Genomic DNA, 25,471 nt, shown 5'->3' with positions numbered 1-25,471 from the left:
CGGCGCCCCGCGCCCGGGTGGTCGGCCCGCCCGGGTGGGGCCCGCCGTCGGGCAGCAGCGCCGCCACGCCGCCCGGTGGCTGATGGTCGGGCTGGGCGTGGCGCTCGCGGTGCTCACCGTCGTGTCCGGCATGACGGGGCAGGTGCCCGTGTCGCCCGCGGAGGTGCTCGGCTCGCTCGCGCACCACGTCGGGCTCGACTGGGGACCCATGCCGTCGCACCCGCAGGGCGAGAACGCGCTGTGGGTCGTGCGGTTCCCGCGCGTCGTCCTGGCGATCGTCGTCGGCGCGGCGCTCGCGTGCTCGGGCGCCCTCATGCAGGGCGTGTTCGGCAACCCGCTCGCCGAGCCCGGCGTCATCGGGGTCTCCTCGGGCGCGGCCGTGGGCGCGTGCGCGGTCATCGTCACCGCGGGCGCGCTCGTGCCCGGCACGTGGGTCGCCGCGGCGGCGTTCGCCGGCGGGCTCGTCACGACGTTCGTCGTCTACGCGCTCGCGCGCGCCGGCGGTCGCACCGAGGTCGTGACGCTCGTGCTCACGGGCATCGCGGTCAACGCGTTCGCGGGCGGGATGCTCGCGTTCTTCACGTTCGTCGCCGACCCGGCCGCGCGCGAGCAGATCGTCTTCTGGCAGCTCGGGTCGCTCGGCGGCGCGACGTGGCAGTCCGTCGCGGTCGTCCTGCCGATCGCCGTCGTCGGCGTCACCGGCGCGATGCTCGTGCGCCGCAAGATGGACCTGCTCGCGCTCGGCGAGCGCGCCGCGCAGCACCTCGGGGTCGACGTCGAGCGGCTGCGCCAGCTCGTCATCGTCCTCGTCGCGCTCCTCGTCTCCGCCGGGGTCGCGTTCACGGGGATCATCGCGTTCGTCGGGCTCGTCGTGCCGCACCTCGTGCGCATGGTGTGCGGGCCGAGCCACCGCACGCTCGTCCCCGCGTCCGTGCTGGGCGGCGCCGTCGTGCTGCTCGCCGCCGACCTCCTCGCGCGCAGCGCCGTCGCGAACGTCGAGCTGCCGCTCGGCATGATCACGTCGCTCGTCGGCGGGCCGTTCTTCTTCTACCTGCTGCGCCGCACGCGCTCGCGCCAGGGAGGCTGGGCATGAGCGACCTGCGCCACGAGGGCTCGTCGTTCCTCGGCTCCCTGCGCACCGCCGTCACCGGTGCCCGACGGCGGTCCCGCCTCCCGGGGCGTGCCGCGCCCGGCGACGTGGTCACCGCCGCGCACGGCGTGTCCCTCACCCTGGGCGAGGCGCCGATCCTGCGCGACGTGTCGGTCGACGTGCGCGCGGGCGAGGTCCGCGCGCTGCTCGGCCCGAACGGTGCCGGGAAGTCGTCGCTGCTCGGCGTGCTCACCGGCGACCTGCGGCCCGAGGCCGGCGACGTCACCGTGGACGGGCGCCCGCTCGCCGCGTGGACCCCGACCGAGCTCGCCCTGCGCCGGTCGGTCATGCTCCAGCAGGTGTCGCTGAGCTTCCCGTTCACCGCCGTGGACGTCGTGCGCATGGGCCGCTCGCCGTGGCGCGGCACCCCGTCCGAGGACGAGGACGACGCCGCGGTCGCCGAGGCGCTCGCCGCGACCGACGTCGAGCACCTCGCCGACCGGCACTTCACCTCGCTGTCCGGCGGCGAGAAGGCCCGCGTCGCGCTCGCGCGCGTGCTCGCGCAGCGCACCGCGCTCCTCATGCTCGACGAGCCGACCGCCGCGCTCGACCTCAAGCACCAGGAGCTCGTGCTCCAGCTCGCCCGGGCGCACGCCGCCGCGGGCGGTGCGGTGGTCGTCGTCGTGCACGACCTCTCGCTCGCGGCCGCGTACGCCGACCAGGTCACCGTCCTCGCGGGCGGGCGCGTCGTCGCCGACGGCGGTCCGCGCGACGTCCTCACCGCCGAGCTGCTGAGCGGCGTCTACGACTACCCCGTCGAGGTCGTCGACCACCCCGGCGGCGGCGCGCCGATCGTCGTGCCGCGCCGCTGAACGAGGAGCTTTATCTGGATCAGATAAACCACGGCGGTCTCAACCCACCAACGCACCACGAGGGTAGATGATGCGTTGTCGTGGAGGCTGGGATGAGTGTGGTGACGTCGCTGCCAGCGGCAGTACAGGAGGGGCTGCTGCATGATTCCGTGACAATTGGTTAGGCAGCTTGGTCGGCGGCCTGGCTCATGATGATCTCGAACTCGATCGGGGTCAATCGTGCGAGTCTGGCCTGGCGTCGGCGACGGTGGTAGGTCCGTTCGATCCAGGTCACGATCGCGATCCGCAGCTCCTCTCGGGTGGTCCATCTCTGCCGGTCCAGGACGTTGCGCTGAAGCAGGCTGAAGAAGCTCTCCATGGCGGCGTTGTCACCGGCTGATCCGACCTGGCCCATGGATCCGCGCATCTGGTGGCGCCAGAGGGAGTGCTGCAGCTTTCGGCTTCGAAACTGGCCGCCGCGGTCCGAGTGCAGGGTGCAGTCGGCCACGCGCACCCCGCGGCGCGAGACCGCCGATTCCAGGGCGTCGACGGCCAGCTGGGACGTCATGCGGTCGGCGATGGAGTACCCCACGATCCGGTTCGACCACACGTCCTTGACCGCACACAGGTAGACCTTGCCTTCGCCGGTGGGATGCTCGGTGATGTCCGTCAACCACAGCCGGTTCGGGCCAGGAGCGGTGAATTCGCGACGCACCAGGTCATCGTGCGCGGGCGCGCCGGGCCGCCCATTCTTCCCGCGGCGCTTCTTGCCGAACACGCACCACCACTGGTTCGCCGAGCAGATCTTCCACACCGTGCGCTCACTGACCTTGTGCCCGGCCGCGTTCACCTCGTCGAACAGCAGCCGGTAGCCGAACTCGGGGTCCTCACGGTGGGCATCGAAGACCGCGTTCGCGAGATACGCCTCCTCGAGCTCGCCGCCGGTGACCGGCTGGGCGAGCCAGGCGTAGTAGTGCTGGCGGTGGAGCTTGAGCACCCGGCACGCCACCGCGACCGGCACCCTGATCGGGGCACCGGCCGCGGCGAGCTCTCTCACGAGCGGGTAGAGCCTTTTCCCGGCAGCTGAGCCTGGGACAGGTACGCCGCCGCCCGCCGCAGGACCTCGTTCTCCTGCTCCAGCAACCGAATCCGACGTCGAGCCTCACGCAACTCCCGTGCGTGCTCCGAGGCGACGCCGAGCTTCACGCCGTCCTCGACATCGGCGGCACGCAACCACTTCGTGATCGTCATCTCATGGACCCCGAAGTCCTGGGCGATCTGTGCCAGCGTCACACCGGGACCACGGTTCCGGGCGACCCGCACGACGTCCTCACGAAACTCACGGGGATAGGGCCTGGGCACAGCAACATCCTTCCAGCCTGCTCGGCGAGCAAGCGATCTGAGATGTCACAGATCCGTGCAGCAGCCCCCTTCTTGGGCACAGCGACATCCTTCCAGCAGGACCTCGTCCCGCAGATGGAGTGTCAACCGATCCTGCAGCAGTCCCGGCGCGCCCGCGCCCGTGTTCGTCAAGCCGAACTACGTCGTCGGCGAGTACAAGGACTCTCGATGCAAGTAGAGCAGCAGCCGCCCGCCAGGGACGTCCCGTGGTGGAGACGCCACGCCCTCCCTCTTGCTCTGGTCGTGACCGCTCTCGCGCTCATCCCCACAGCACTGAACGGCTGGCAGCCCACCTGGTACGCGTGGGCTGCCGCGATACCACCGTGGATCGCACTGCTCGTGATTCCTGACCGCAAGAAGTAGCCCTACCGGGCATCGCCATCGAAGCGGCCCCTCTCCCATCGCGAGAGGGGCCGCTTCTCTGCGATGAACTCCACGCACTACCGATGGCACGAATATGGCCTCTTGCGGATGCGCTTAAGGGCCTCGATCCAGGCGCCGACCGACCCTGCGTCCGGGCGCGGAGGACGCCCGTTGAAGACACTGTCCACGACGATAGAGACCAGTGTTTGCAACGGATTCAGCGGACTTGCTCAGGGGAACTGGTGTTCGATACTGGAAGGGTGACGACGACCGCCCCAGGCGCGCTCGAGGTGGCTCGCGCGACCTTGCGCCGCGCCGAGCTGCGCACGGGCGTGCGCTCGTCGACGCCCGGCGTCGTCGACCTCGACGACGCCCCGCGGCCGCTCGGCACGGTCCTCGATGACGGTCGTCTGCCGCGTGGTGCGGCGAGCGTCATCACCGGGTCGACGTCGCTGCTCCTCGCGCTGCTCGCGACCTCGCAGGGCACCTCGGACTGGATCGCCGTCGTCGGTGCGCCCGACGTCGGGATGCTCGCGGCCACCGATGTCGGCGTGGCTCTCGAGCGCGTCGCCCTCGTCCCTGCCACAGGACACGACCCGGCCGGCGTCGTCGCGGCCCTGCTCGACGGCATGACGTACGTCATCGTCGGACCGGACGCCAGGCTCACCGCGTCCGAGCGACGGCGCCTACTCGCCCGGGCGCGCGAGCGCGGCGCCGGCCTGGTGAGCACGAGCCCATGGGAGCACGCCGCGGTCCGCCTGGACGTCGTCACGCATCACTGGGCCGGCACAGACCGGGGCGCCGGCTACCTGCGATCCTGCGAGCTCGGCGTCGCCCGCACCGCCAACGGCAGGACGGACCGGTGGACGCTCACCCTGCCGACACCAGGCAGCCTGCTCGTCGCCCCCGAGGAGGGACAGGCACGACCGGCTGCCTCGACGCGCCGCGCACCGCTGCGGCTCGTCGGATGAGGCGACCTCGACTCGTTCGACGCGGACAGGACCAGGCTCGAGTGCAGATACGGTATCCAGCAGGACTCACATGCGCGGGTCCGTGCCCCACGACTTTGGCAACGACATCGGCGACGTCGTCCGCGCTGAAGTCGACCCGTTCTCCCGCGTCGATATGCCCGTTACTGGTGACCCGGCGTAATCGTGACCGGCGTATTCGCTGTCGAGAATGTCCGTCCGACAATCCGCCGTTTCGGCGGGTCACGTTTCAGCGTGTCGCGCACTTGATGGTCATCGTCGGCCTGGTCGCCATACACGATCGTTTCCAGCGACCGCGTTGCCGACGGCGGCAGAATGCGCCCTAAACGTCAGGCGTAAGGGGTTGGTCTCGGCGTCTGGTGTCCGCCTCGCTATGGTGTGCGGTATGACTCTGACGGCAGACGCACACGTTCATAGCGAGTGGTCATGGGATGCGGGCTCGGATCCCGCATCCGCTGGAACCGCTGCTGGGGTCATCTGCTGCTCCTCGATCGTGGCGGGGACGGCCTCTGCTCGACCGCACTGGTCGACGGTCCGACACTAATGAGAAGTGGCGCCGCAGAAGAGGGCATTGACGATGTGGGGTCGGCGTCGTAGCTTGCGCGGCCTGTGGGCCGGGCGATGGCCGGGGGAGTGTGGACGAGGACCGGGCGATCGCAGCCCGCAGCGCACAGCCCATGGAATGTCCGAGGTCTGCTGTAGCGTGACGCCCACCGGCCATGTACTCGGCTCAGAGGAGAGTGTTCATGATGCAGTTGAACGGTTTCAGCAATGTGGTTCTGCCCGCGCGAGATCTGCCCGCGAGCATCGCGGCCTGGACGGCGTTGCTCGGTCGAGAACCCGCATTCCACAGCGACGAGTTCGCCGCGTTCTCCGGAGATGGCGTGGAGATCGGGCTGACCGCGGCGCCGTGGGTGGATCATCCGCTGGTCTTCTGGACGGTCGAGAACATCGAGCAGGCCCATCGAGCGCTCGTCGCCGCCGGGGCCACGGCGATGACCGAGGTCGCCGACGGATCCCTCGCCGAGCTCGGCACCGCCGAGGCCGCCGAGGGTGACAACATCGATCCGGGCACCGGGATCGTCGACATGCCCGGCGCCCGTCTCGCCGTGTTGAAGGCGGCCGACGGCAACCTGATCGGTATCACGCAGGAAGTACCGATGGACTGGTTGGTCGACGAGTCGTGAGCGCCGGTGTGCGCGCACTCACGCGGCGAGTCCTGAACCGGACGCTGCTGGAGCGGCAACTGCTGACCCGCCGCGTTTCTCGGACCCCACGGGAGGCGATCGAGCATCTCGTGGCGATGCAGGCGCAGGTGCCGAACGGACCCTATGTGGGGCTGTGGGCCCGGTTGGAGAACTTCCGGCGCGACGACCTCACGTCCCTGCTGGAGGGCCGGGACGTGGTGCACGCGACCATGTTGCGTGGGACGCAGCATCTGGCCCGCGGCGAGGACTTCGGTTGGCTGCGGGCGACGGTCGCGACGCTCGTGCGGAGCGCACTGGCCGAGCCATACTACGCGGCGCAGATCGAGGGGATCGATCCGGACGAGCTCGGCAGCGCCGGGCGGGGGATGCTGACCGGCAGGACGCTGCAGCGCCGGGAGCTCGGCGACCTGCTCGTCCACCGTTTCCCCGGCCGCAGCCCTGGCCGGCTTGCCGAGGCCTTCGAGCTGCTGGAGGCGCTGGTGCATCCACCCCCTCACCCCATCTGGGGCGGGTGGGGGCATCGCCGTGGGACACCGGTCGCCTTGGCCGACGAGTGGCTCTCCCGACCGATCGCCGACGCATCACAACCCGAGACGATGGTGCTGCGCTACCTCGCCGCATTCGGTCCGGCCTCTGTCATGGACGTCCAGGCCTGGTCGGGGATGACGCGACTCCGCGAGATCGTCGAAGGGCTGCGGCCGCGCCTGCGCGTCTTCCGGGATGAACAGGGAGCAGAGTTGTTCGACCTGCCCGACGCGCCGCTCGGCGAACCGGACGCTCCAGCACCCGTCCGGTTCCTGCCCGCCTTCGACAATGCTGTTCTCGGGCACCGGGACCGGACCCGGGTGATCAGCGAGGAGAATCGTCGACGTATCGCACCCCGGGCGTCCGCGGGCGTACCTCTGTTCCTCGTCGACGGCTTCGTCGAAGGAAGCTGGAGCCTGACCCGCGATCAGTTGCGCATGGCGCCCTTCCGGCCGCTGACGGATGCCGAGACAGCAGCTGTGCGGGACGAGGCCACCCACCTGGCCCGATTCGTCGCGCCGGACGGCACGGAGCCGGCGATCATCATGACGTGAACGTGGTCGGCGTCGAGCCTGCTCGTCGCGGTCGGGAACGGCTGTCATCACGCCTGAGGAGGGTGCCACCTGCACTGAGGGCAGATGCGGGGGAGCGCACCCGGGTTTTCGATTACCGACCGGTGACTCGGCGTACTCGTGACGGGCGTTCTGATTGTCGAGAGCGCTCGTCCGACTCTGCGCCGAATACGTACCACACGCGTTTCGGCGCCGTGAGGTTTCGGCGGTGGGTTTCGGCGGGTCAAGGTCGGCGTGTCGCGCGCATGAAGGTCATCACCGGCCGGATTGCCGTAAACGATGGCGGTCTCAACCCACCAACGCACCACGAGGGTAGATGATGCGTGGTCGTGGAGGCTGGGATGAGTGTGGTGACGTCGCTGCCAGCGGCAGTACAGGACGTCGTGTGGCAGGCATGGGGCGAGGGCGAGTCACTGCGGCGGATCGCCGATCGGGCCGGCGTCCCGTCGCATCACGTGCGCCGGTACTTGCTGCGTCATGGTGGGGTGCGACCCGCGTTGCCGAGACGCTCCCCACGGCACCTGAGTCCAGGTGAGCGGGAAGAGATCTCGCGTGGGATCGCTGCTGGTCTTTCTGCCCGGGCGATCGCCGAAGGGTTGGGGCGGTCGGCGTCGACGATCTCGCGCGAGATCGCCCGCAACGGCGGCCGTGACGCCTACCGTGCGACGGTCGCCGATGAGCGTGCCCGCGTCGAAGCCCGGCGGTCGCGGGTGCCGCGTCTCGCGAGCGACGAGCGGCTGCGGGCGGTGGTGCTCTCGCGGCTCGAGCTGGACTGGTCCCCGCAGCAGATCGCGGCGTGGCTGCGCCGCGAACATCCCCACGAGCCGGGCATGTGGGTCTCGCACGAGACGATCTACCGCGCTGTCTATCTGCCGGCATCGCGGAACCTGCCGAAGAGCACGTACCAGCGGCTGCGGTCCGGTCGCACGATGCGCCGGCCCCGGCTCGTGAAGCGATCGCACGGGCGAGGGCATCTGCGCGACATGGTCTCCATCCACCACCGCCCCGCCACCGTGACCGACCGGCTCGAGCCGGGTCATTGGGAAGGTGACCTCGTCATGGGCAAGCGCCCGAGCGCGGTCGCGACCCCTCGTCGAGCGCACCACCCGCTACCTGAAGATCGTGCCGCTGCCCGACGGGATCAAGGCCAAGGACGTCAGCATCGCGGTCGCCCGCGCCCTGTTCAACGTCCCACCCGGCATGTGCAAGTCCCTGACCTGGGACCGCGGCCGCGAGATGGCCGACCACGCCTTCCTCAGCGCACTCATCGACGCCCCGGTCTACTTCTGCGACCCCCGCAGCCCGTGGCAGCGCCGCACCAACGAGAACACTAACCGCCTCCTGCGCCAGTACCTCCCGCGGCGCACGAACATGAACGCGACGAGTAACGACGAGCTCGAACGCATCGAGAGGCTCCTCAACGAACGGCCTCGGCAGGTCCTTGAATGGGCGGCGCCGACGGAGAGGTTTCTTGAGACCGCAGCGGCGGCTCGAGAATTGCGCCGGTCGATGAGCAGATCCGACGCAGGCGTGCGAGCTGTAGCTGAGGAATGAAGCCGGGGCAGGCAATGAGAATCGGCGACTGTGATGTGTCTCTGCGAGACCGCCCACCGGGGATACCCCTTCGAGTCAGGAGGGCGACCAGCGTGGGCGTGGCGCCGGTCTGGGCGCAGCCACGATCACATCGGGCTTGTCACGTGGACGATCCTGAGTGGGCCTTCTTCAGGTGTGGGCGTCTCGAACCCGTCGATGTACGCGATCGCTCGCTCGCGCGACACAGCGATGTCGTCCGGGCCGGAGTTCTCGCGCTGGGCCAACCTGTCCAGGAGGATCGACCGCCTGGTGTCCAGGTAGTAGACGACCGGGACGACGCCGAGGGGGGCGCAGAGCCGCCTGAACTCATCGCGCGAGGCACGGGACCAGAACGAGGAGTCCACGACGACGCCCTTCCCCTGCTTCACACAGTCGACGAGCTTGTCCTGGAGCGTTCCGTTGACGACCTGGCGCGCGTCGTCGCCGATCGGGTGGGTCCGGTGCCCGAGGGCCCACGCCTCGCCGTCGAACGAGACCCTGACATAGCCCCGGGCCTCCAGGCCACGCGCGTAGGTCGACTTCCCCGATCCAGCCGGACCGCACATGAGGATGACCTGGTCCACGTAGCCAACCCTATGCGGGCTCAACGCAGGTGAGGGACAAAGGCGGTGACGCCCGGGTAGGAGTCGAGGGCTGCATGACCACCTACGGCCGGCATCACCCGGAAATCCGCTTGACCATACCGCCGTGCCGTAAGCCGATCCCCTACCGAGACACCCCGCGCACGCCCACGCGGCGAGGCAGCACCTTGATGTCGACTGTCTCGATAGACCCGCTCGAAAATCTGCCCGGTGAGGGCTGCCTATCTGCGACACTCACGGCATGACCGCGACGCTCATCGGGTACGCACGCTGCTCGACCGCCGAACAAGACCTCACCGCCCAACGCCAAGCGCTCGAGACGATGGGAGTCGACCCGAGACGCGTCTACGTCGACCAGGGCGCGACCGGCACCCACCGCGACCGGCCCGGGCTCCGCGAGGCCCTGGCCGCGACCCGGTCCGGGGACACGCTCGTGGTGACCAAGCTCGATCGCCTCGCCCGCTCGATCCGCGACGCGCGCGACATCGTCGACGAGCTCACCACCCACGGCGTCCGGCTGCAGATCGGAGGCACCGTCCACGACCCCAACGACCCGGTTGGCCGGCTGCTGCTCAACGTGCTCGCGATGGTCGCCGAGTTCGAGGCTGACCTGATCCGCGCCCGCACCCGCGAAGGCATGGCCATCGCGAAGGCAAAGGGCAAGCTCAAGGGCCGCAAGCCCAAGCTCACTCCTGCCCAGGAGCGTCACCTCGTCGACCTCCACCACGCCGGCAACCACACCTCCGCCGAGATCGCCGAGCTCTTCGGGGTCTCCCGCGCGACCGTCTACCGCGCCGTCGGGCGTGCTCGACCTCTGGCAGCACGCTCGGGCGAGGCCTAGCCTCGATCCATGTGGAGACGTCATAAGCCGAAGCCGCTGGATGAGGTCGATCGCTGGATCAACGAGGGCCAGTCCGCCACCGTCGAGGACCGGCTCAACACCATCGCGCACCAGCACGCCGGACACTCGGAAGACGAGGTCCGAACCGCGCTGCAGTCCGCGAGGATCCCAGCTCCCGCGTCGGTGATCGACGGGCTTGCGTCCCGGATCTCTGTCCTCGAGCCCGCCCAAGGGACACGGGCCACGGTGCGCATGCGCACCCACGATCCCCGCTGAGCTCGACGCTAGAGTTCCTCGGAGTGAAGGTGGTGCGTTGATCGGTTGAGACCGCCACCCTAAGAACGATAAGGCTCGCCGCCGATCGCCCCGGAGGCGATCTCGTAGCGGTCGGGCACGGCCGTGAACGACCCTCGCCCGCCGGTGATCGAGCGCAGGTCGAGGACGTAGCGGGTCAGCTCGGCCTCGGGCACGAGCGCGTCGACGCGCACGCGGCCGTCGGGCAGGGAGTCGGTCGCGGTGATGTGGCCGCGCCGCGCGGAGAGGTCGCCCATGACGTCGCCCTGCGCGTCGGGCGGGACGGTCACGGTCACCGCGGAGACGGGCTCGAGCACGACCGTCCCGGCCGTGGCGAGCGCCTCCCGCACCCCCACGCCGCCCGCGGTGCGGAACGCCATGTCGGACGAGTCGACGGAGTGCGCCTTGCCGTCGAGGACCTCGACGCGCAGGTCCACGACGGGATAGCCGTGCGGTCCGCCGCTCTCCATGGCCTCGCGGGCGCCGCGCTCGACCGCGGGCAGGTACTGGCGCGGCACCGACCCGCCGACGACGGAGCTGACGAACGCGAACCCCTCGCCGCGCGGGAGCGGGGAGACGCGCAGCTGCACGACGGCGAACTGCCCGTGCCCGCCGGACTGCTTCTTCACGCGTCCCTCGACCTCGACGGCGCGCGTGATCGTCTCCCGGTAGGCGACCTCGACGGGCTCGGTCGTGACGCGGACGCCGAAGGACCGTTCGAGCCGTTCGACGGCGACGGCGAGGTGCGTGTCCCCGAGACCGCCGAGGACCGCCTGGGAGCCCGTGAGGTCGACGTGCAGCGTCGCGTCCTCGGCGCGCAGCCGGGTGAGCGCGGCGGACAGCTTGTCGTCGTCGGACTGCGACACGGGCCGCAGCGCGAGCGTGTACACCGGTGGCCGGGGTGGCAGGTCTCGCGCCGCGACGGGCATCCGGCGGCCCGCGAGGAGCGTGCCGGTCGACGCGGCGGAGAGCTTCGCGACGGCGGCGACGTCGCCCGCGACGACCCGGTCGACGGCCAGGTGCTCGCGGCCGCGCAGCCGGAAGAGCCCGTGGACGCGGTCGTCCGCGCCGGTCGCGGTGCTCACGAGCCGGTCGCCCGTCGCGACGGTCCCGGACAGCACCTTGAACACGGACACCTGCCCGACGAACGGGTCGACGACGGTCCGGAAGACGTGGACGAGCGCGTCGCCCGCGGGGTCGGCCACGACCTCGGACGTCACGGCCTCGCCCGACCCGGCGGCGTCGGGCAGCGCGACGACGGCCGGGCGGTCCGCGGGCGACGGCCCGAGCTCGCACACGAGGTCGAGGACCCGGTCCACCCCGACCCCGGTGACGGCGGACGCGAGCAGCACCGGCACGGCCTCGCCCGCGAGCACCTCGTGCGCGAGCGTGCGCTCCAGGTCGGCAGGGCCCGGCTCGTCGCCCCCGAGGTAGGCCTCGAGCTGGTCGTCGTCGTGCGTGACGATCTCCTCGACGACCTCGTCGTGCAGCGCGTGCTCCTCGTCGCGGACGTCGGCGGGGACCTCCTCGTCGTGGCCCTGCCAGACCGCCTGACCGCCGCCGCCGTACTCGCGGGCGCGCTCGGTGAGGACGTCGGCGACGCCGTGCAGCGTCTGCTCCTCCCCGAGCGGGAGCTCGAGCGGCGCGAACGGCGCGTCGAACGCGGCCCGGAGCGCGGCGAGGACGGTGCGAAAGCTCGCCCGCGCGCGGTCCTCCTGGGAGACGACGACGAGGCGGGGGATCCCCGCCTCGTCGCACCGTCGCCAGACCTCCTCCGTGCCCGACTGCACCCCGTCGACGGCGCTCACCACCACGACCGCGAGGTCCGCCACCGCGAGCGCCGCGTCCACGGACCCCGCGAAGTCGGGCGAGCCGGGGGTGTCGAGCAGCGTGACCTGGTAGGTCGTGCCGTCGGGCGCGCGCCAGTCGAGGTGCGCGACGCCGAGGCTCACGGAGATGCCGCGCGCGACCTCCTCGGGCTCGTGGTCGCACACGGTCGTGCCCTCCGCGACGGAACCCGGGCGCGGGACGGCGCCCGCACGGTGGAGGAACGCCTCGGCGAGCGTGGTCTTGCCCGATCCGCTGTGCCCGACGAGGGCGACGTTGCGGGTCGTGGCCGGGCCGGTGGACGTCGACGTCGTGGCCATGGCTGCCTCCTGGCGGCGGCGGGGCGCCGTGTCCCGCCGGGGTTCCAGGCTAGTGACGTCGAACGGATCGTGCCCGGGCCGGAGGTCCCGGCCCGGGCACGGGGCTACAGGTGGGCGTCCGCGTAGACGCGCAGGGCGTCGCGCACGAGCGTCGCACCCTCGACGCCGCCGTAGCTCTTCGCGAACCGCTCGTCCGCGACGTACATCTCGCCGAGGCCGACGACGTACTCCTTGACCGGCGCCGCGCCGGCACCCGGGGTGCCGGGGATGCCGCCGAGCCACTCGACGTGGCGGCGCGCGAGCTCCTGCGCCGCGTCGGACGTCGGGTCGACACCCCGGGCGGCCGCCGCGGCCCAGTCCTCTCCGAGCGCGCGCGTGCGGTCCTGCCAGACGGCGCGGTCGTCGTCGGACATCCCCCGCCACCAGGTGTCGCTCCGCGCGTACGCGTCCTTCCCCCAGCGGGCCTCGACCTCGTCGCGGTGCTGCGTGTGGTCGAACCCGTCGAACATGTCGTCCGCCATGAGCTCGCCACCTCCTTCCATCGTGGTGATCGTCCGTTCGACCGACGCGATCTGCCGCGCCAGCCGCTGCCGCTCCGCCCGCAGCCACCCGAGGTGGCCGCGCAGCGCCCGCACCTGGGCCTCCCGCCGGGCGCTGGCCGACGGCGGCCCGTCACCCTGCCGGGCGGGCGGGCCGTCGAGCGCCTCGCGGATCGCGGGGAGGCCGAGACCGAGGTCGCGCAGGAGCAGGATCCGCTGGAGCCGGACGAGCGCGTCGGCGTCGTAGTGGCGGTAGCCGTTCGCCGCGACCCGGCTCGGGGGCAGGAGCCCGACCGCGTCGTAGTGACGCAGCGTGCGGCTCGTCGTCCCGGCCAGGCGCGCGACCTCCTGGATGGACCAGTAGGCCGTGCGGGTGCCCGTCGTGCCCATCTCCCGCTCCTCCCGTGCGTCGGTGGTGCTCTCGTGCGGCACCGGGACCACGGTAGAAGTTGACGTCACGTCAAGGTCAACTGCTTCGGGCTGTCGGAGTTCTCGATGCTGCTCGCGGGACCGGTCGCGGGCGCGTCCTCGGTCGCGCTCCCGGACGCGGTCGCGTGCGCCACGTGGTGCCACCCGGCGTCGCGCGACGTCGCGGCGAGGAAGCATGCCCGGACGAACGCCACCTGGAGGAACAGGTCGTAGAGCAGCTCAGGCAGCACGAGGACGGCGAGCAGCCGGCCCCTCGGCCCGTTCCGCCACACCGTCACGACCCGTTCGAGCACGAGGACCCCGCCCACGGCGAGCCACGCCGGGACCACCCGGAACGTGCCCGCGACGACGGTCAGCGCGGTGAGCACGAGGAGGCTCGCGAGCATCAGCGTGCTCAGCACGAGCATCGCCTGCTGCCCGACGTACCTGGCGGTGACCCGCGTGAACCCGTACGCGTGCAGGTTGTCGAGCATCCCCTTGTACCAGCGGACGCGCTGGCGGTGCAGGTCGCGGCACGTCGGCATGAGCTCCGTCGTGCAGGACATCCGCACCGGCGACGCGAGCTCGTAGCCGAGCGTGCGCAGCGCGAGGGTGAGCTCGGAGTCCTCGGTGATGGCGCCGACGTCGTACACGTCGCCGCGCCGCCCCGGGAGCCGGTCCCCGCGCGCGGCGGCCACCGCCCGCAGCGCCTCGGTCCGCACGAGCGCGGCCGTGCCCGTGAGGACGGACGTCCGCCCGGTCACGTCGATCTGCACGCCGTACCGCTCGTACTCGTCGGACTGGAGCTGCTCGAGCACCGAGCGCGGCGGGGTGCCGCGGAAGACACCACCGACCGCGCCGAGCTCCGGGCGCGCGTCGAGCAGGGCGAGGCCGTCCTCGACGAACGTCGGGGCGATGGTCGTGTCCGCGTCGAGCACGAGGACGTTCTCCGCCTCCACCCCGCGCAGCGCCTGGTTCAGCGCCCCGGCCTTGCGGCCGGTGTTGCCGACCGTCTCGACGACGTCGGCGCCCAGGCGGCGCGCGGTCTCGACCGTCGCGTCGGTGCTGCGGTCGGACACGACGACGACCCGGTCGACCGGGCGCGTCTGCGCCCGGACCGACGCGAGCGTCGTCGGCAGGGCCGCGGCCTCGTCGTGCGCCGGGACCACGACCACCACCCGTGGGAGCGTCGCCGCGCTCATCGGTGCTCCGCGAGCCGCTTGCGCAGGACGCGCGCCGTCATGACGAGCGCGAGCCCCGCCACGACGAGCGTCCAGGCTCCCACCACGTAGAAGCCCGCGATCGCTCCCGTCGTCGCGAGCACGGTCCCTGCCTGAGTCGTACCGAGCTGGTACACGATCCACCTCCTGTCGTCGTCGGTGGTTCCACCGTCCGTCGCGGAGGCCGGTACCCATCCGGGCCCGGGCGGCGGTGGAGCACCGCCCGGGACGTCGGGTGAGCACGCGGGGGCCGCGGAGGAGTGCCCTGCCGTCGGGCGGTGGGTACACGACGACGCCCGGCCTCCGCGGCGTGCGGGGACCGGGCGTCAGTGGTGGCGCGTCAGGCGGTCGGCGCCGTCCCGCCGTCGGACGGGGCGGAGCCGGGGCCGGGGCCGGGGCCGTCGGACGGTGCCGGCGAGGGCGCCGAGGTCTCCTGCGCCGGCGCGGCGCGGCGCCGTCCGAGGACGAACCCGACCGCCCCGCCCACCAGCAGGGCTCCGGCTCCCGCGAGGAGCGCCGCGGCGCCCGGCGGGTACGCGCCCACGGGGACGAACGTCGTCCCGGAGACCGGCGCGTACGCGAACCAGCCGAACGACGTCGGGCGGCTCGCGACCCAGAGCGCGGCGAGCAGCAGGCCCACCCCCAGCACGACGAGCACCACCAGGACGACGGCGGCGACGCGCGGACGGACCGGACGGGGCGCGGGCTGCTCGGGGGCGGTCACGTCCGCCATCGTCCCGGGCGACGGCGCCCGCGGCAACCGACCGCGGCGCTACTCCCCCACGGTCCCGTCGATCGCCTCGCGCAGCAGGTCGGCGTGACCGTTGTGCCGCGCGTACTCCTCGACCAGGTGCACGAGGATCCAGCGCAGCGTCCAGCGCTCGCCCGTGTGCCGGTCGGCGCGGGCGCTCAGCCGGTCGAGCCCGCCGTCCGCGAGCGCCGCGTCGAGCACCGCGTCCGACGCCGCGACCGCCCGGTCGAACAGCATGCGCAGCTCCTCCGGCGAGTCGCCCGCCGCGGAGGTCCAGTCCCAGTCGCGGTCGTCGGCCCAGTCCGCCGTGTCGAACGGGGGCATGAGCTCCTCGCCGCGGAACACCTGCGAGAACCACTGCGACTCGACGAACGCGAGGTGCTTGAGCAGCCCGCCCAGCGTCATCGACGACGGCCGCAGCCGGTGCGCGAGCTCCGCGGCGTCGAGCCCGGACGTCTTCCAGCGGAGCGTGTCGCGGTGGAAGTCGAGGAAGCCGCGCAGCGTGGTCACCTCGTCGGCGGCGACGGGCGGGTCGGTGCGGTGGTCGGTCACGGCGCCACCCTAGCGACCGAGCCGCTGCGCCCGCTCAGGGCAGGTCGACCTCCCACGCGAGCCACTTCCGCCGTACCGCCGCCTCGACGTCGACGCCCTGGGAGCGCGCGAGCAGCAGCAGGTGCGCCAGGACGTCGGCGACCTCGTCCGCGAGCGGCGAGGCTCCGCCGTCGGGCCCGGGCGTCCCCGCACGTCCGCGCGGGCGGGTGCGCCCCGTCGCGGCGAGGAACGCCTGGGTCAGCTCGCCGACCTCCTCGGTGAGCTTGAGCATGAACCAGTCCGGGTCGCGGTCGACGCCGAACTTGCGCGCGTACAGCGCCGACACCGCCTCGACGCGCTCGCCGAGCGCGGGCAGGGTGAGGGGCGCGTCGTCGTCCATCGCGCCAGTGAACCACCTGGCACCTCCGACCGTTCGGCACCCACGGTCCGCGTTCGGCAGCACGAGGTGCCGAACCCCGCACGACCTGCCGAACAGCGGACCTAACGCACGACGAGCGCGACGACGAGCAGCAGCACCGTCGCGACGATCTCCCCGGTCCCGACGGCCCGCGGGCTCAGCCGTCGGCCCGGCAGCACCGCCGCCCGGGCGGTCGCGGCGGCGAGGAACGCCGTCGCCCACCACCATGTGGGGTCGTGCACGACGGCGACGACGCCCGCCGCGACGGTGACCGCCGCGTGGTAGGCGACCGAGGCGACGACGTACGACCGCACGCCGCGCTCGCGGATCATCGTCTTGACGTAGAGCACCGTGCCGAACAGGTACGCGAGGAGCAGCGCGGCGACCAGCCAGACGACGGCCGGGACGGCGAGGGCGGACGCACCCGCGGGCCGGCACGCCGCGTAGGCGACGACCGTCATGAGCGACGCGGCGACCGTGAGGGCGCCGCCCGCGGCGACCGACCGCTCGGTGCGCCGCGCCGACGCCCACAGCCCGAGCGCGAGGAACGGCACGAACGCGGGCGCCCAGGCCGCGAGCGCCGGGTCGAGCAGGAGCACGACCGTCCCGAGAACGGTCGCAGCCGCGCCGTACGTGAGCATCGGGCGCCGGTAGCGGGGCCGGCGGCGGGACTTCAGCCACAGCCCGGCCGCGGAGTAGGCGAGGTACCCGACGAGCCAGAGCGCGCCGAGCGCGAGGGTCACCGGACGGAACCCGGCGTCCTGCACGCCGCGCACCGTGCCGACCACGAACGGCAGCAGGAGCATGGGCCACGCGCCGTGCTGGTTCGGCACCCAGCCGGGCGGACGTCGGGCCACGTCCCGAGGCTAGCGCCGCAGGGGCCGGCTCCGGCGGCGCGGAGTCCCCCGTGCGCGCGGCCGCACGTCCCGGCCGCGGGGGACCTTCGTCCTGACCTTCGACGGCGTCCCGCGGCGCGCCGTCGTCCGCCGTCACACGCGGTCGTCGGACTAGATATGGTGGCGCAGCCGTGATTCACACCCCACATGTTGGGGTACGGTCCGTCGCGCAACCCCTGCGTGCCGGCGAGAACCCGGTGGGCAGAGGGGACGAGCGATGACCGCCATCGAGCTTGACCAGGCAGCACCGCACCGCACGACCGCCACGCTGGAGGTCCTCAAGCGCGACGGCCGGCGACGGCCGTTCGACGACGCCCGCATCCGCGCCGCCGTGACGAAGGCGTTCGCGGAGGTGCACGGCGACCTCACGGCGACGCACCGCCGCCGCGTGGCGGAGGTCGTCGACCGGGTCGACGCGGAGATCGCCGCGCGGTTCGACGCGACCGTGAAGATCTACGAGATCCAGGGCGTCGTCGAGCACGTGCTCCTCGAGTCGCACGAGTACGACGTCGCGCGCGCCTACATCGACTACCGCGTGCAGCGCGACTTCGCGCGCAGCCGGGCGACGGACCTCAACCACTCGATCGTGCGGCTGCTCGACAAGGACTCGACGGTCGTCAACGAGAACGCGAACAAGGACAGCGAGGTCTTCAACACCCAGCGCGACCTCACGGCCGGGACGGTGGGCAAGGCGATCGGGCTGCGGATGCTGCCGCCGCACGTCGCGAACGCGCACCAGAAGGGCGACCTGCACTACCACGACCTCGACTACCACCCCTACGCGCCCATGACGAACTGCTGCCTCATCGACTTCCGGTCGATGCTGTCGAGCGGCTTCCGGATCGGGAACGCGCAGGTCGAGCCGCCCCGTTCGATCCAGACCGCGACGGCGCAGATCAGCCAGATCATCGCGAACGTGTCCTCCAGCCAGTACGGCGGGTGCTCGGTCAACCGCATCGACGAGCTCCTCGCCCCGTACGCCGAGCGCAACCTGGAGAAGCACCTCGCGGACGCGCGCCGGTGGATCGCCGACGAGTCCGCGCACGAGGAGTACGCGCGCGAGAAGACCCGTAAGGACATCTACGACGCGATGCAGTCGCTGGAGTACGAGATCAACACCCTGTTCACGTCGAACGGGCAGACGCCGTTCACGTCGGTCGGGTTCGGTCTCGGCACGGGCTGGCTGGAGCGCGAGATCCAGCGCGCGATCCTCCAGATCCGCATCCGCGGCCTCGGCAGCGAGGGCCGCACGGCGATCTTCCCCAAGCTCATCTTCACGCTGCGCCGCGGGCTGAACCTCGACCCCGGCGACCCCAACCACGACCTCAAGCAGCTCGCGGTCGAGTGCGCGACGAAGCGCATGTACCCGGACGTGCTGTCGTACGACAAGATCGTCGAGCTCACCGGGTCGTTCAAGGTACCCATGGGCTGCCGGTCGTTCCTCCAGGGCTGGCAGGACGAGCACGGCCGGAACGTCTCCGAGGGGCGCATGAACCTGGGCGTCGTGACGCTCAACCTGCCGCGCATCGCGCTCGAGGCGGACGGCGACCTCGACGCGTTCTGGCGCCTGCTCGACGAGCGCCTGGAGACCGTGCACGACGCGCTCGTCTTCCGGATCGAGCGCTGCAAGGAGGCGACGCCGGGCAACGCGCCGATCCTCTACGTCCACGGGGCGTTCGGGGAGCGCCTCGCTCCCGGCGACGACGTCGACCGGCTCTTCCGCGACGGCCGCGCCACGGTGTCGCTCGGGTACATCGGGCTGTACGAGGTCGCCGCCGCGTTCTTCGGCGGCGCCTGGGAGCACGACCCGCGGGCCAAGGAGCTGACGCTCGACGTGCTGCGGTCCCTGCACGCGCACGCCGCCGGGTGGACGGCGCGGCTCGGCTACCGGATCAGCGTCTACGCGACGCCGAGCGAGAGCCTGACCGACCGGTTCTGCCGCCTCGACCGGGAGCGGTTCGGCGCGGTGCCCGACATCACCGACAAGGACTACTACACGAACAGCTTCCACTACGACGTCCGCAAGAGCCCGACGCCGTTCGAGAAGCTCGACTTCGAGGCCGAGTACGCGCGGTACACCTCGGGCGGGTTCATCCACTACTGCGAGTACCCCGTGCTCCAGCAGAACCCGCGGGCGCTGGAGGCCGTCTGGGACTACGCGTACGACCGCGTGGGCTACCTCGGCACGAACACGCCCATCGACCGCTGCTACGCGTGCGGGTTCACGGGTGACTTCGACCCGACCGCGCGCGGCTTCGCGTGCCCGTCGTGCGGCAACGCCGACCCGCGCACGTGCGACGTCGTGAAGCGCACGTGCGGGTACCTCGGCAACCCGCAGCAGCGCCCCATGGTGCACGGCCGCCACGCGGAGATCTCCGCGCGCGTGAAGCACCTGCCGGACCCGGCGTCGGCGTGACCGTGGCGCGCACCCCCGGCCCCGGCTGGCGCTCGGACCGCGTCAGCCAGGGGTACGTCGCGGACTACAAGCCGTTCGTCATGGTCGACGGCGAGGGCGTGCGCTGCTCCCTGTACGTGAGCGGGTGCCTGTTCGCGTGCGAGGGCTGCTTCAACGAGGCCGCGTGGAGCTTCCGCTACGGCCGCCTGTACGACGACGCCCTGGAGGACCGCGTCCTCGCCGACCTCGCGCACCCCGCCGTGCAGGGCCTGTCCCTGCTCGGCGGGGAGCCCTTCCTCAACACGGGCGTGTGCCTGCGGCTCGTGCGCCGCCTGCGCGCCGAGCACGGCGACCGCCGGGACGTGTGGTGCTGGACGGGCTACACGTTCGAGGAGCTGCGCGCGGGGACCGCGGACCAGCGCGTGCTGCTCGCCGAGGTCGACGTGCTGGTGGACGGCCGGTTCGAGCTCGCGCGCCGCGACCTCACGCTCGCGTTCCGCGGCAGCACCAACCAGCGCGTGCTCGACGCGCGAGCCTCGCTCGCGACGGGGCGCGCCGTCCCGTGGGTGTCGGACCGCGTGACGACGAGCGCCTGACGACAGCAGCCCCGGGCCGCCGGATCACCGGGACGCGCGGCGCCTGGGAGCGGGGTCGGGTTCCGCGGGGCGGCGGATGCTCCCGATCATCTCCCACGTCGCCGTCGTCATCCGGAAGGTTCCCCAGAGGAAGAGGACGAACCCGCAGACGTAGAGGGCGTTGAGCGCACCGCGCGGGACAGGTGTGGTGACGTCGGGAGCGTCCGGGGCGACGACGACGGCGGTGAGGAAGGAACCCACGGCGGCGGCACTGAAGAAGATCACGCAGGCGATCACCGCGAGCACGAGCCCGGAGACCGCCTTCTTCGCCGGCGTGGTCCACGACATGTCGCCCTCCTGGTGGTCGGTTGCGCTCGACGATCTCATGAACGCCCCCGACCCACCACGGACGGCGACCACGCCCGCCGGAAGCGCCTTCACCCCGCGCAGCCGCGCCTGGTGAGGCGTCAGACGGTCTTGCGGGTGCGGCGGATGCCGACCCACAGCCCGACGGCGCACGTCACCGCCGCGGCGACGAATCCCCACAGCACGTCGGGGTCGGCGAACGACCCGGCGAGCAGCGCGCGCTCGGCGTCGACGATGTAGGTCAGCGGGTTGAAGAGCGCCGCGGTGCGCATCCACGCCGGCCCGGCCTCGAGCGGCAGCATCATGCCGGAGAGGATGAGCAGCGGGAACAGCAGCGACTGCTGCACTCCCCAGAACAGCCACTCGCGGTTCTTCGCGGCGAGCGCGAGCGCGATCGACAGCGCGCCCACCCCGATGCCGAACAGCCCGAGCAGCAGCAGCCCGACGAGCAGGTGCAGCGGGTAGAGCGTGAAGCCGAACGGGACGCACACGAGCGCGATGAGCAGTCCCTGCACGACGAGCGGCGCGAACTCCTTGAGCGAGCGCCCGACGAGGATCGCGGAACGGTCGAGCGGCGTCGCGAGCACGCGCTCGTAGGAGCCGGTCATCATCTCGTAGAGCAGGTTCGACCCGCTCATGGACGTGCCGAACAGCGAGATCATGACGATCACGCCCGGGACGAACCACTGCAGCGTCTCGGCCGTCGACCCGCCGCCCCCGGGTGCGCCGCCACCGAACCCGCCGACCGCGCCCGTGAGGAGCGGGCCGAACAGGCCGAGGAAGATCAGCGGCTGCAGCAGCGAGAAGATCAGCGTGAACGGGTCGCGCAGCACGAGCAGGATCTCGCGCGTGAACACGGCCCACGTGTCGCCGAGGAACTTCGCGACGCCGGTCCGCATCGCCGCGTCGGCACCGGCGGCCGGTGCCCCGACGCGTGCGCCCGCCAGGTCGGTCCGCGTGCTCATGCGGCCTCCTCTCGCAGGCTGCGGCCGGTGAGGTTGAGGAAGACGTCGTCGAGGCTCGCCTGCTTGAGCTCCGCCGAGCGCACGGCCAGCCCCGCGACGCGCAGCGCCTCGATGGCCTCCGGGAGACGGTCGGCGCCGTGCGTCGTCGAGATGCGGACCGTCACGACGCCGTCCGCGCCGGTCGTGGTCGCGACCCGGCCCGCGTCCTCGGCGAGGGACGCGCGGACGCGGCCGACGACGTCGGGCACCGCTCCCGGTGACGCCTCCCCCGGGGCGCCGCCGCCGGGCGCCGGGACCACGGCGAGCGTGATGACGTCGTCCGCGTGGTCGTGCTTGAGGGAGTCCGGCGTGGCGTCGGCGATGATCTCGCCGTGGTCGATGACGACGACGCGCTCCGCCATGCTGTCGGCCTCGTCGAGGTAGTGGGTCGTGAGCACGATCGTCATGCCGTAGCGCTCGCGCATCGCCGCGATGTGCTCCCAGAGGTTCGCGCGGGCGTGGGGGTCGAGGCCCGTCGTCGGCTCGTCGAGGAAGAGCAGCGGCGGGTGGTTCATCAGCCCGAGCGCCACGTCGAGGCGACGGCGCTGGCCGCCGGACAGCGACTGCACGGTCCGCTTCTCGAGCCCACCGAGGTCGAGGGCGTCGAGGAGCTCGGCGGCGCGCCGCGTGTACTCGGAGGGCGGCAGCCCGTAGAAGCGGCCCTGGTTGTGGAGCTCGTCGAGCACGCGGTAGGAGAACCCGCCGCCGTTGCCCTGGCCGATGAAGCCGATGCGCGAGCGGACCCGCGCCGGGTCGCGCGCGACGTCGTACCCGGCGACCTCCGCGTTCCCGGCGGTCGGTGCGAGGAGGCTCGTCAGCATCCTCAAGGTCGTGGACTTGCCGGCCCCGTTCGGGCCGAGGAAGGCGACGAGCTCGCCCTCCCGGACGTCGACGTCGATGCCCTTGACGGCCTCGACGGTCTCTTTCTTGCGGTGGAAGGTCTTGGTCAGGCCGCGGGCTCGGATCACCGGAGCCACCCTCTCGTACGCCGTACCGAAATGGAGCGACCACGCTAGCATACGGTGTACGGGAAAAGGCAAGCCTTCGTCGCACGCTCGCACCGGAGGCGAGATCCCGCGGGAAGTCGGGGAGGATACGCACGTGACGACCGACCCGACCGACGCCCGCGCGGCCGACCGTGCGCCGTCGGCCACCGCGCCGACCCCGCCCGCGACCCCGGACCCCGAGGGTTCCGAGCGTCCGCGCGGCGTCGCGGCCGCCGCGGACGCCGGGGTCGCCTCCGCGGTGCAGGCGGCCGAGCACGCGCGCGCCCAGTTCACCGAGATCGTCCGCACCCCCGAGATCACGCGCCGCCTCGCGCTCCTGTGGGACCCGCCGGCCCCCGCGACGCGCGGCCGCAAGCCGCGCCTCACGCTCGACGACGTCGTGCGGGCGGGGATCGCCGTCGCGCAGGAGGGCGGGCTCGACGCGCTGTCCATGCGCCGCGTCGCGACCGAGCTCGGCGTCGGGGCGATGTCGCTCTACACCTACGTGCCCGGCCGCACCGAGCTCGTCGACCTCATGATCGACCGCGCGTACGCCGAGCTCGACCTGCCCGCTGCGGGAGCCCCGTGGCGTCCCGCGCTCGCGCAGTACGCGCACGAGCTGTGGAACCTCTACCTGCGCCACCCGTGGATCCTCCAGACCAACATGTGGCGCGCCCCGCTCGCGCCGCACGTGCTCGACGCCCAGGAGGCCGGGCTGCGGACCATCGTCGACACGGGCCTCTCCGAGCTGCAGGTCGTCGACACCCTCGGCCTCGTCGACAACTACGTCCAGGGCCTCGCGCGCGCCACGATCGCCGAACGGACCGAGCGCGACGCGACCGGCGTGGGCAACGACGAGTACTGGACGACGCTCGGCAGCTTCTGGGAGGACTGGTTCGACGTCGAGCGCTACCCCGTCATGACGCGCGTCTACGTCGCGGGCGGCTTCGACGCGCCGCAGGGGCCCTTCGACGCGAGCCTCGACCGTCTGCTCGACGCCGTCGAGCTGGCCATCGACAGCGCGAGCGCCGACCGGTCCGACGACCCCGCCGCCGCGCCGGAGGACCCCGACCCCGCGGGCTAGGGAGGTCGTGCCGAAGGTCCCGCGGCACGACGTCCGTCCCGGCTGACGTGCGGGCGCCACCCCTGGCAGGATCGACCCATGGATCCCCGCGCCGGCACGCCCGCCCAGCCCAGCGACCTCATCGACGTCGACGCCGTGGTCGGCGCCTACTACGACCTCGCGCCCGACGTCGACGACCCGGCCCAGAAGGTCGTGTTCGGCACGTCGGGCCACCGGGGGTCGAGCCTGGACCACGCATTCAACGAGGCGCACATCATCGCGATCACGGCCGCGATCGTCGAGTACCGGCGCTCGCAGGGCACCGACGGGCCGCTGTTCATCGGGCGCGACACCCACGCGCTGTCGCTCCCGGCGTGGCAGACCGCGCTCGAGGTCCTCGTCGCGGCGGGCGTCCAGACGTACGTCGACGCGCGCGACTCGTTCACCCCGACCCCCGCCGTCTCGCAGTCGATCCTCCTGCACAACGAGGCGACGACGGTCGACGGCGTCCGCACCACCGGCCCCGGCCTTGCGGACGGGATCGTCGTCACGCCGTCGCACAACCCCCCGCGCGACGGCGGCTTCAAGTACAACCCGCCGCACGGCGGCCCCGCCGGGTCCGAGGCGACCGGCTGGATCGCGGACCGCGCGAACGAGATCCTGCGCACCGGCGTCGGCAGCGTGCCGCGCGTGCCGCTGACCCAGGCGCTCACGTCCGAGCACGTGCACAAGCACGACTTTCTCACCACGTACGTCGACGACCTGGCGAACGTCCTCGACCTCGACGCGATCCGCGACTCCGGCGTGCGGATCGGCGCCGACCCGCTGGGCGGCGCGTCGGTCGAGTACTGGGGCGAGATCGGCGAGCGGTACGGGCTCGACCTCACGGTCGTCAACCCGCAGGTCGACCCCCGCTGGGCGTTCATGACGCTCGACTGGGACGGCAAGATCCGCATGGACTGCTCCTCGCCGTACGCGATGGCGTCCCTTGTCGCGGGCATGACCGGGGAGTCCGGGAACGCCGAGGGCGGCGCGCCGTTCGACGTCGCCACCGGGAACGACGCCGACTCCGACCGCCACGGGATCGTCACGCCCGACGCCGGGCTCATGAACCCCAACCACTACCTGGCCGTCGCGATCCAGTACCTCTACGGCGGCGCGCGCGAGGGCTGGCGCGACGACGCCGCGATCGGCAAGACGCTCGTGTCGTCCGCGCTGATCGACCGCGTCGCGGGCGGGCTCGGCCGGCGGCTCGTCGAGGTCCCCGTCGGGTTCAAGTGGTTCGTGCCCGGCCTGCTCGACGGCTCGGTCGGGTTCGGCGGCGAGGAGTCCGCGGGGGCGTCGTTCCTGCGCAAGGACGGCCGCGTCTGGTCCACGGACAAGGACGGCCTGCTCCTCGCGCTGCTCGCGTCGGAGATCATCGCGACCACGGGCCGCACGCCGTCCGAGCACCACCGCGACCTCGTCGAGCGCTACGGCGAGTCCTGGTACGCGCGCGTCGACGCGCCCGCGACGCTCGAGGAGAAGGCGACGCTCGGCAAGCTCTCGCCCGAGCAGGTCACCGCGACCGAGCTCGCCGGCGAGCCGATCACCGCGAAGCTCACGAACGCCCCGGGGAACGACGCCCCGATCGGCGGGCTCAAGGTGACGACCGAGAACGCGTGGTTCGCGGCCCGGCCGTCGGGCACGGAGAACGTCTACAAGATCTACGCCGAGTCGTTCGTCTCCGCGGAGCACCTGACCCAGGTCCAGGCCGAGGCGAAGGACGTCGTCTCCGCCGCCCTCGGGAGCTGACGCCCCCGCCGAGGTAGAGGCGTGGTCACGACCACGCCTCTACCTCGCGAAACCGGGGCTCTACCTCGCG

25 protein-coding genes and 1 pseudogene are annotated in these 25,471 nt (G+C 72.1%); 13 read left to right on the top strand and 13 right to left on the bottom strand.

From position 1 onward, the window contains the following. Positions 1-82 precede the first annotated feature (82 nt). Positions 83-1,093: a FecCD family ABC transporter permease gene (locus RSE42_RS02165; protein WP_051027807.1), complete on the top strand. Its 1,011-nt coding sequence runs from the start codon at positions 83-85 to the stop codon at positions 1,091-1,093. Further along, positions 1,090-1,962: a heme ABC transporter ATP-binding protein gene (locus tag RSE42_RS02160; RefSeq protein WP_415297759.1), complete on the top strand. Its 873-nt coding sequence runs from the start codon at positions 1,090-1,092 to the stop codon at positions 1,960-1,962. Before RSE42_RS02165 ends, RSE42_RS02160 begins: the two co-directional genes overlap by 4 nt. A gap of 160 nt (positions 1,963-2,122) precedes the next feature. Here the strand turns inward: RSE42_RS02160 and RSE42_RS02155 are convergent. Next, positions 2,123-3,303, bottom strand: a protein-coding gene (locus RSE42_RS02155; protein WP_253705691.1) for an IS3 family transposase whose coding sequence is annotated in 2 segments (ribosomal slippage) — positions 2,123-3,016 and positions 3,019-3,303 — 1,179 coding nt in all. Because the reading frame shifts where the segments join, the coding sequence is not laid out codon by codon here. Positions 3,304-3,965: 662 nt separating this feature from the next. Between RSE42_RS02155 and RSE42_RS02150 the strand changes: the two genes are divergently transcribed. From RSE42_RS02150 to RSE42_RS02130, 5 genes and pseudogenes are all read left to right on the top strand, one after another. Continuing rightward, entirely contained in the window at positions 3,966-4,676 is a 711-nt protein-coding gene (locus RSE42_RS02150; RefSeq protein ID WP_171467207.1) for a hypothetical protein, read from the top strand. 764 nt (positions 4,677-5,440) lie between these two features. After that, positions 5,441-5,881, top strand: coding sequence for a VOC family protein (locus tag RSE42_RS02145; RefSeq protein WP_114552744.1), 441 nt, complete (start codon positions 5,441-5,443; stop codon positions 5,879-5,881). Next, a complete protein-coding gene (locus RSE42_RS02140) occupies positions 5,878-6,981 on the top strand; it encodes a winged helix DNA-binding domain-containing protein (RefSeq protein ID WP_114552741.1) in 1,104 nt (367 codons plus the stop codon). The genes RSE42_RS02145 and RSE42_RS02140 overlap by 4 nt, the downstream gene beginning before the upstream one ends. A 359-nt stretch (positions 6,982-7,340) precedes the next feature. Beyond that, a pseudogene (locus RSE42_RS02135) lies at positions 7,341-8,018 on the top strand (IS30 family transposase); the annotation flags it as partial. A gap of 28 nt (positions 8,019-8,046) precedes the next feature. Further along, on the top strand, positions 8,047-8,553 hold the full coding sequence (locus tag RSE42_RS02130) for an IS30 family transposase (RefSeq protein WP_415297758.1): 507 nt from the start codon (positions 8,047-8,049) through the stop codon (positions 8,551-8,553). Positions 8,554-8,678: 125 nt separating this feature from the next. On the opposite strand, the gene RSE42_RS02125 is transcribed toward RSE42_RS02130, so the two are convergent. Continuing rightward, complete coding sequence (locus tag RSE42_RS02125) at positions 8,679-9,155, bottom strand: AAA family ATPase (RefSeq protein ID WP_232089073.1); 477 nt, start codon at positions 9,153-9,155, stop codon at positions 8,679-8,681. A 259-nt stretch (positions 9,156-9,414) separates the two neighbouring features. On the opposite strand from RSE42_RS02125, the gene RSE42_RS02120 reads away from it, so the two are divergent. Together RSE42_RS02120 and RSE42_RS02115 are read left to right on the top strand one after the other, a co-directional pair. Then, entirely contained in the window at positions 9,415-10,014 is a 600-nt protein-coding gene (locus RSE42_RS02120; protein WP_171467210.1) for a recombinase family protein, read from the top strand. Between the two features lie 9 nt (positions 10,015-10,023). Beyond that, positions 10,024-10,290 carry a hypothetical protein gene (locus RSE42_RS02115; RefSeq protein ID WP_114552731.1) on the top strand — a complete coding sequence of 89 codons (267 nt, stop codon included), beginning with the start codon at positions 10,024-10,026 and terminating at the stop codon, positions 10,288-10,290. 59 nt (positions 10,291-10,349) lie between these two features. Here the strand turns inward: RSE42_RS02115 and RSE42_RS02110 are convergent, their stop codons facing one another. The 8 genes from RSE42_RS02110 to RSE42_RS02075 all read right to left on the bottom strand — a co-directional run bounded on the left by RSE42_RS02110 (position 10,350) and on the right by RSE42_RS02075 (position 17,179). Then, complete coding sequence (locus tag RSE42_RS02110; protein ID WP_415297757.1) at positions 10,350-12,455, bottom strand: elongation factor G; 2,106 nt, start codon at positions 12,453-12,455, stop codon at positions 10,350-10,352. Positions 12,456-12,559: 104 nt separating this feature from the next. Next, on the bottom strand, positions 12,560-13,384 hold the full coding sequence (locus RSE42_RS02105; RefSeq protein ID WP_415298816.1) for a MerR family transcriptional regulator: 825 nt from the start codon (positions 13,382-13,384) through the stop codon (positions 12,560-12,562). Positions 13,385-13,449: 65 nt separating this feature from the next. Beyond that, on the bottom strand, positions 13,450-14,604 hold the full coding sequence (locus tag RSE42_RS02100) for a glycosyltransferase family 2 protein (protein ID WP_415297756.1): 1,155 nt from the start codon (positions 14,602-14,604) through the stop codon (positions 13,450-13,452). Then, on the bottom strand, positions 14,601-14,726 hold the full coding sequence (locus RSE42_RS02095; RefSeq protein WP_354050127.1) for a hypothetical protein: 126 nt from the start codon (positions 14,724-14,726) through the stop codon (positions 14,601-14,603). The genes RSE42_RS02100 and RSE42_RS02095 overlap by 4 nt, the downstream gene beginning before the upstream one ends. Before the next feature lie 236 nt (positions 14,727-14,962). Then, the gene (locus tag RSE42_RS02090; RefSeq protein ID WP_415297755.1) at positions 14,963-15,346 is read right to left on the bottom strand and encodes a hypothetical protein; all 384 of its coding nucleotides are present in this window, start codon (positions 15,344-15,346) and stop codon (positions 14,963-14,965) included. Positions 15,347-15,394: 48 nt separating this feature from the next. Then, positions 15,395-15,925, bottom strand: coding sequence for a DinB family protein (locus tag RSE42_RS02085; RefSeq protein ID WP_034655021.1), 531 nt, complete (start codon positions 15,923-15,925; stop codon positions 15,395-15,397). Positions 15,926-15,959: 34 nt separating this feature from the next. Beyond that, positions 15,960-16,304, bottom strand: a complete 345-nt coding sequence (locus RSE42_RS02080) for a MazG nucleotide pyrophosphohydrolase domain-containing protein (protein WP_415297754.1) — start codon at positions 16,302-16,304, stop codon at positions 15,960-15,962. 101 nt (positions 16,305-16,405) lie between these two features. After that, positions 16,406-17,179: a YwiC-like family protein gene (locus tag RSE42_RS02075; RefSeq protein WP_415297753.1), complete on the bottom strand. Its 774-nt coding sequence runs from the start codon at positions 17,177-17,179 to the stop codon at positions 16,406-16,408. 256 nt (positions 17,180-17,435) lie between these two features. Between RSE42_RS02075 and nrdD the strand changes: the two genes are divergently transcribed. Together nrdD and nrdG are read left to right on the top strand one after the other, a co-directional pair. Continuing rightward, a complete protein-coding gene (nrdD, locus tag RSE42_RS02070; RefSeq protein ID WP_415297752.1) occupies positions 17,436-19,634 on the top strand; it encodes an anaerobic ribonucleoside-triphosphate reductase in 2,199 nt (732 codons plus the stop codon). A gap of 2 nt (positions 19,635-19,636) precedes the next feature. Then, positions 19,637-20,209 (top strand): anaerobic ribonucleoside-triphosphate reductase activating protein, encoded by a 573-nt coding sequence (nrdG, locus tag RSE42_RS02065; RefSeq protein ID WP_415297751.1) that lies wholly within the window; start codon positions 19,637-19,639, stop codon positions 20,207-20,209. 24 nt (positions 20,210-20,233) lie between these two features. Here the strand turns inward: nrdG and RSE42_RS02060 are convergent, their stop codons facing one another. The 3 genes from RSE42_RS02060 to RSE42_RS02050 all read right to left on the bottom strand — a co-directional run bounded on the left by RSE42_RS02060 (position 20,234) and on the right by RSE42_RS02050 (position 22,526). Continuing rightward, on the bottom strand, positions 20,234-20,536 hold the full coding sequence (locus RSE42_RS02060) for a hypothetical protein (protein ID WP_086149346.1): 303 nt from the start codon (positions 20,534-20,536) through the stop codon (positions 20,234-20,236). A gap of 119 nt (positions 20,537-20,655) precedes the next feature. After that, positions 20,656-21,519 carry an ABC transporter permease gene (locus RSE42_RS02055; RefSeq protein ID WP_415297750.1) on the bottom strand — a complete coding sequence of 288 codons (864 nt, stop codon included), beginning with the start codon at positions 21,517-21,519 and terminating at the stop codon, positions 20,656-20,658. Next, entirely contained in the window at positions 21,516-22,526 is a 1,011-nt protein-coding gene (locus RSE42_RS02050) for an ABC transporter ATP-binding protein (protein WP_415297749.1), read from the bottom strand. The genes RSE42_RS02055 and RSE42_RS02050 overlap by 4 nt, the downstream gene beginning before the upstream one ends. Positions 22,527-22,659: 133 nt before the next feature. Here RSE42_RS02050 and RSE42_RS02045 point away from each other — a divergent pair, with 133 nt between their 5' ends. Continuing rightward, complete coding sequence (locus tag RSE42_RS02045) at positions 22,660-23,628, top strand: TetR/AcrR family transcriptional regulator (protein WP_051027800.1); 969 nt, start codon at positions 22,660-22,662, stop codon at positions 23,626-23,628. A gap of 78 nt (positions 23,629-23,706) precedes the next feature. Beyond that, entirely contained in the window at positions 23,707-25,401 is a 1,695-nt protein-coding gene (pgm, locus tag RSE42_RS02040) for a phosphoglucomutase (alpha-D-glucose-1,6-bisphosphate-dependent) (RefSeq protein ID WP_354806393.1), read from the top strand. The last annotated feature ends 70 nt before the right edge of the window (positions 25,402-25,471 follow it).

It is taken from the genome of Cellulosimicrobium sp. SJTW-1 (assembly GCF_047716875.1).
GTDB lineage: Bacteria > Actinomycetota > Actinomycetes > Actinomycetales > Cellulomonadaceae > Cellulosimicrobium > Cellulosimicrobium funkei.
Note: the sequence above shows the minus strand (reverse complement) of the source record. Positions and strands in the feature narration are given on the sequence as shown.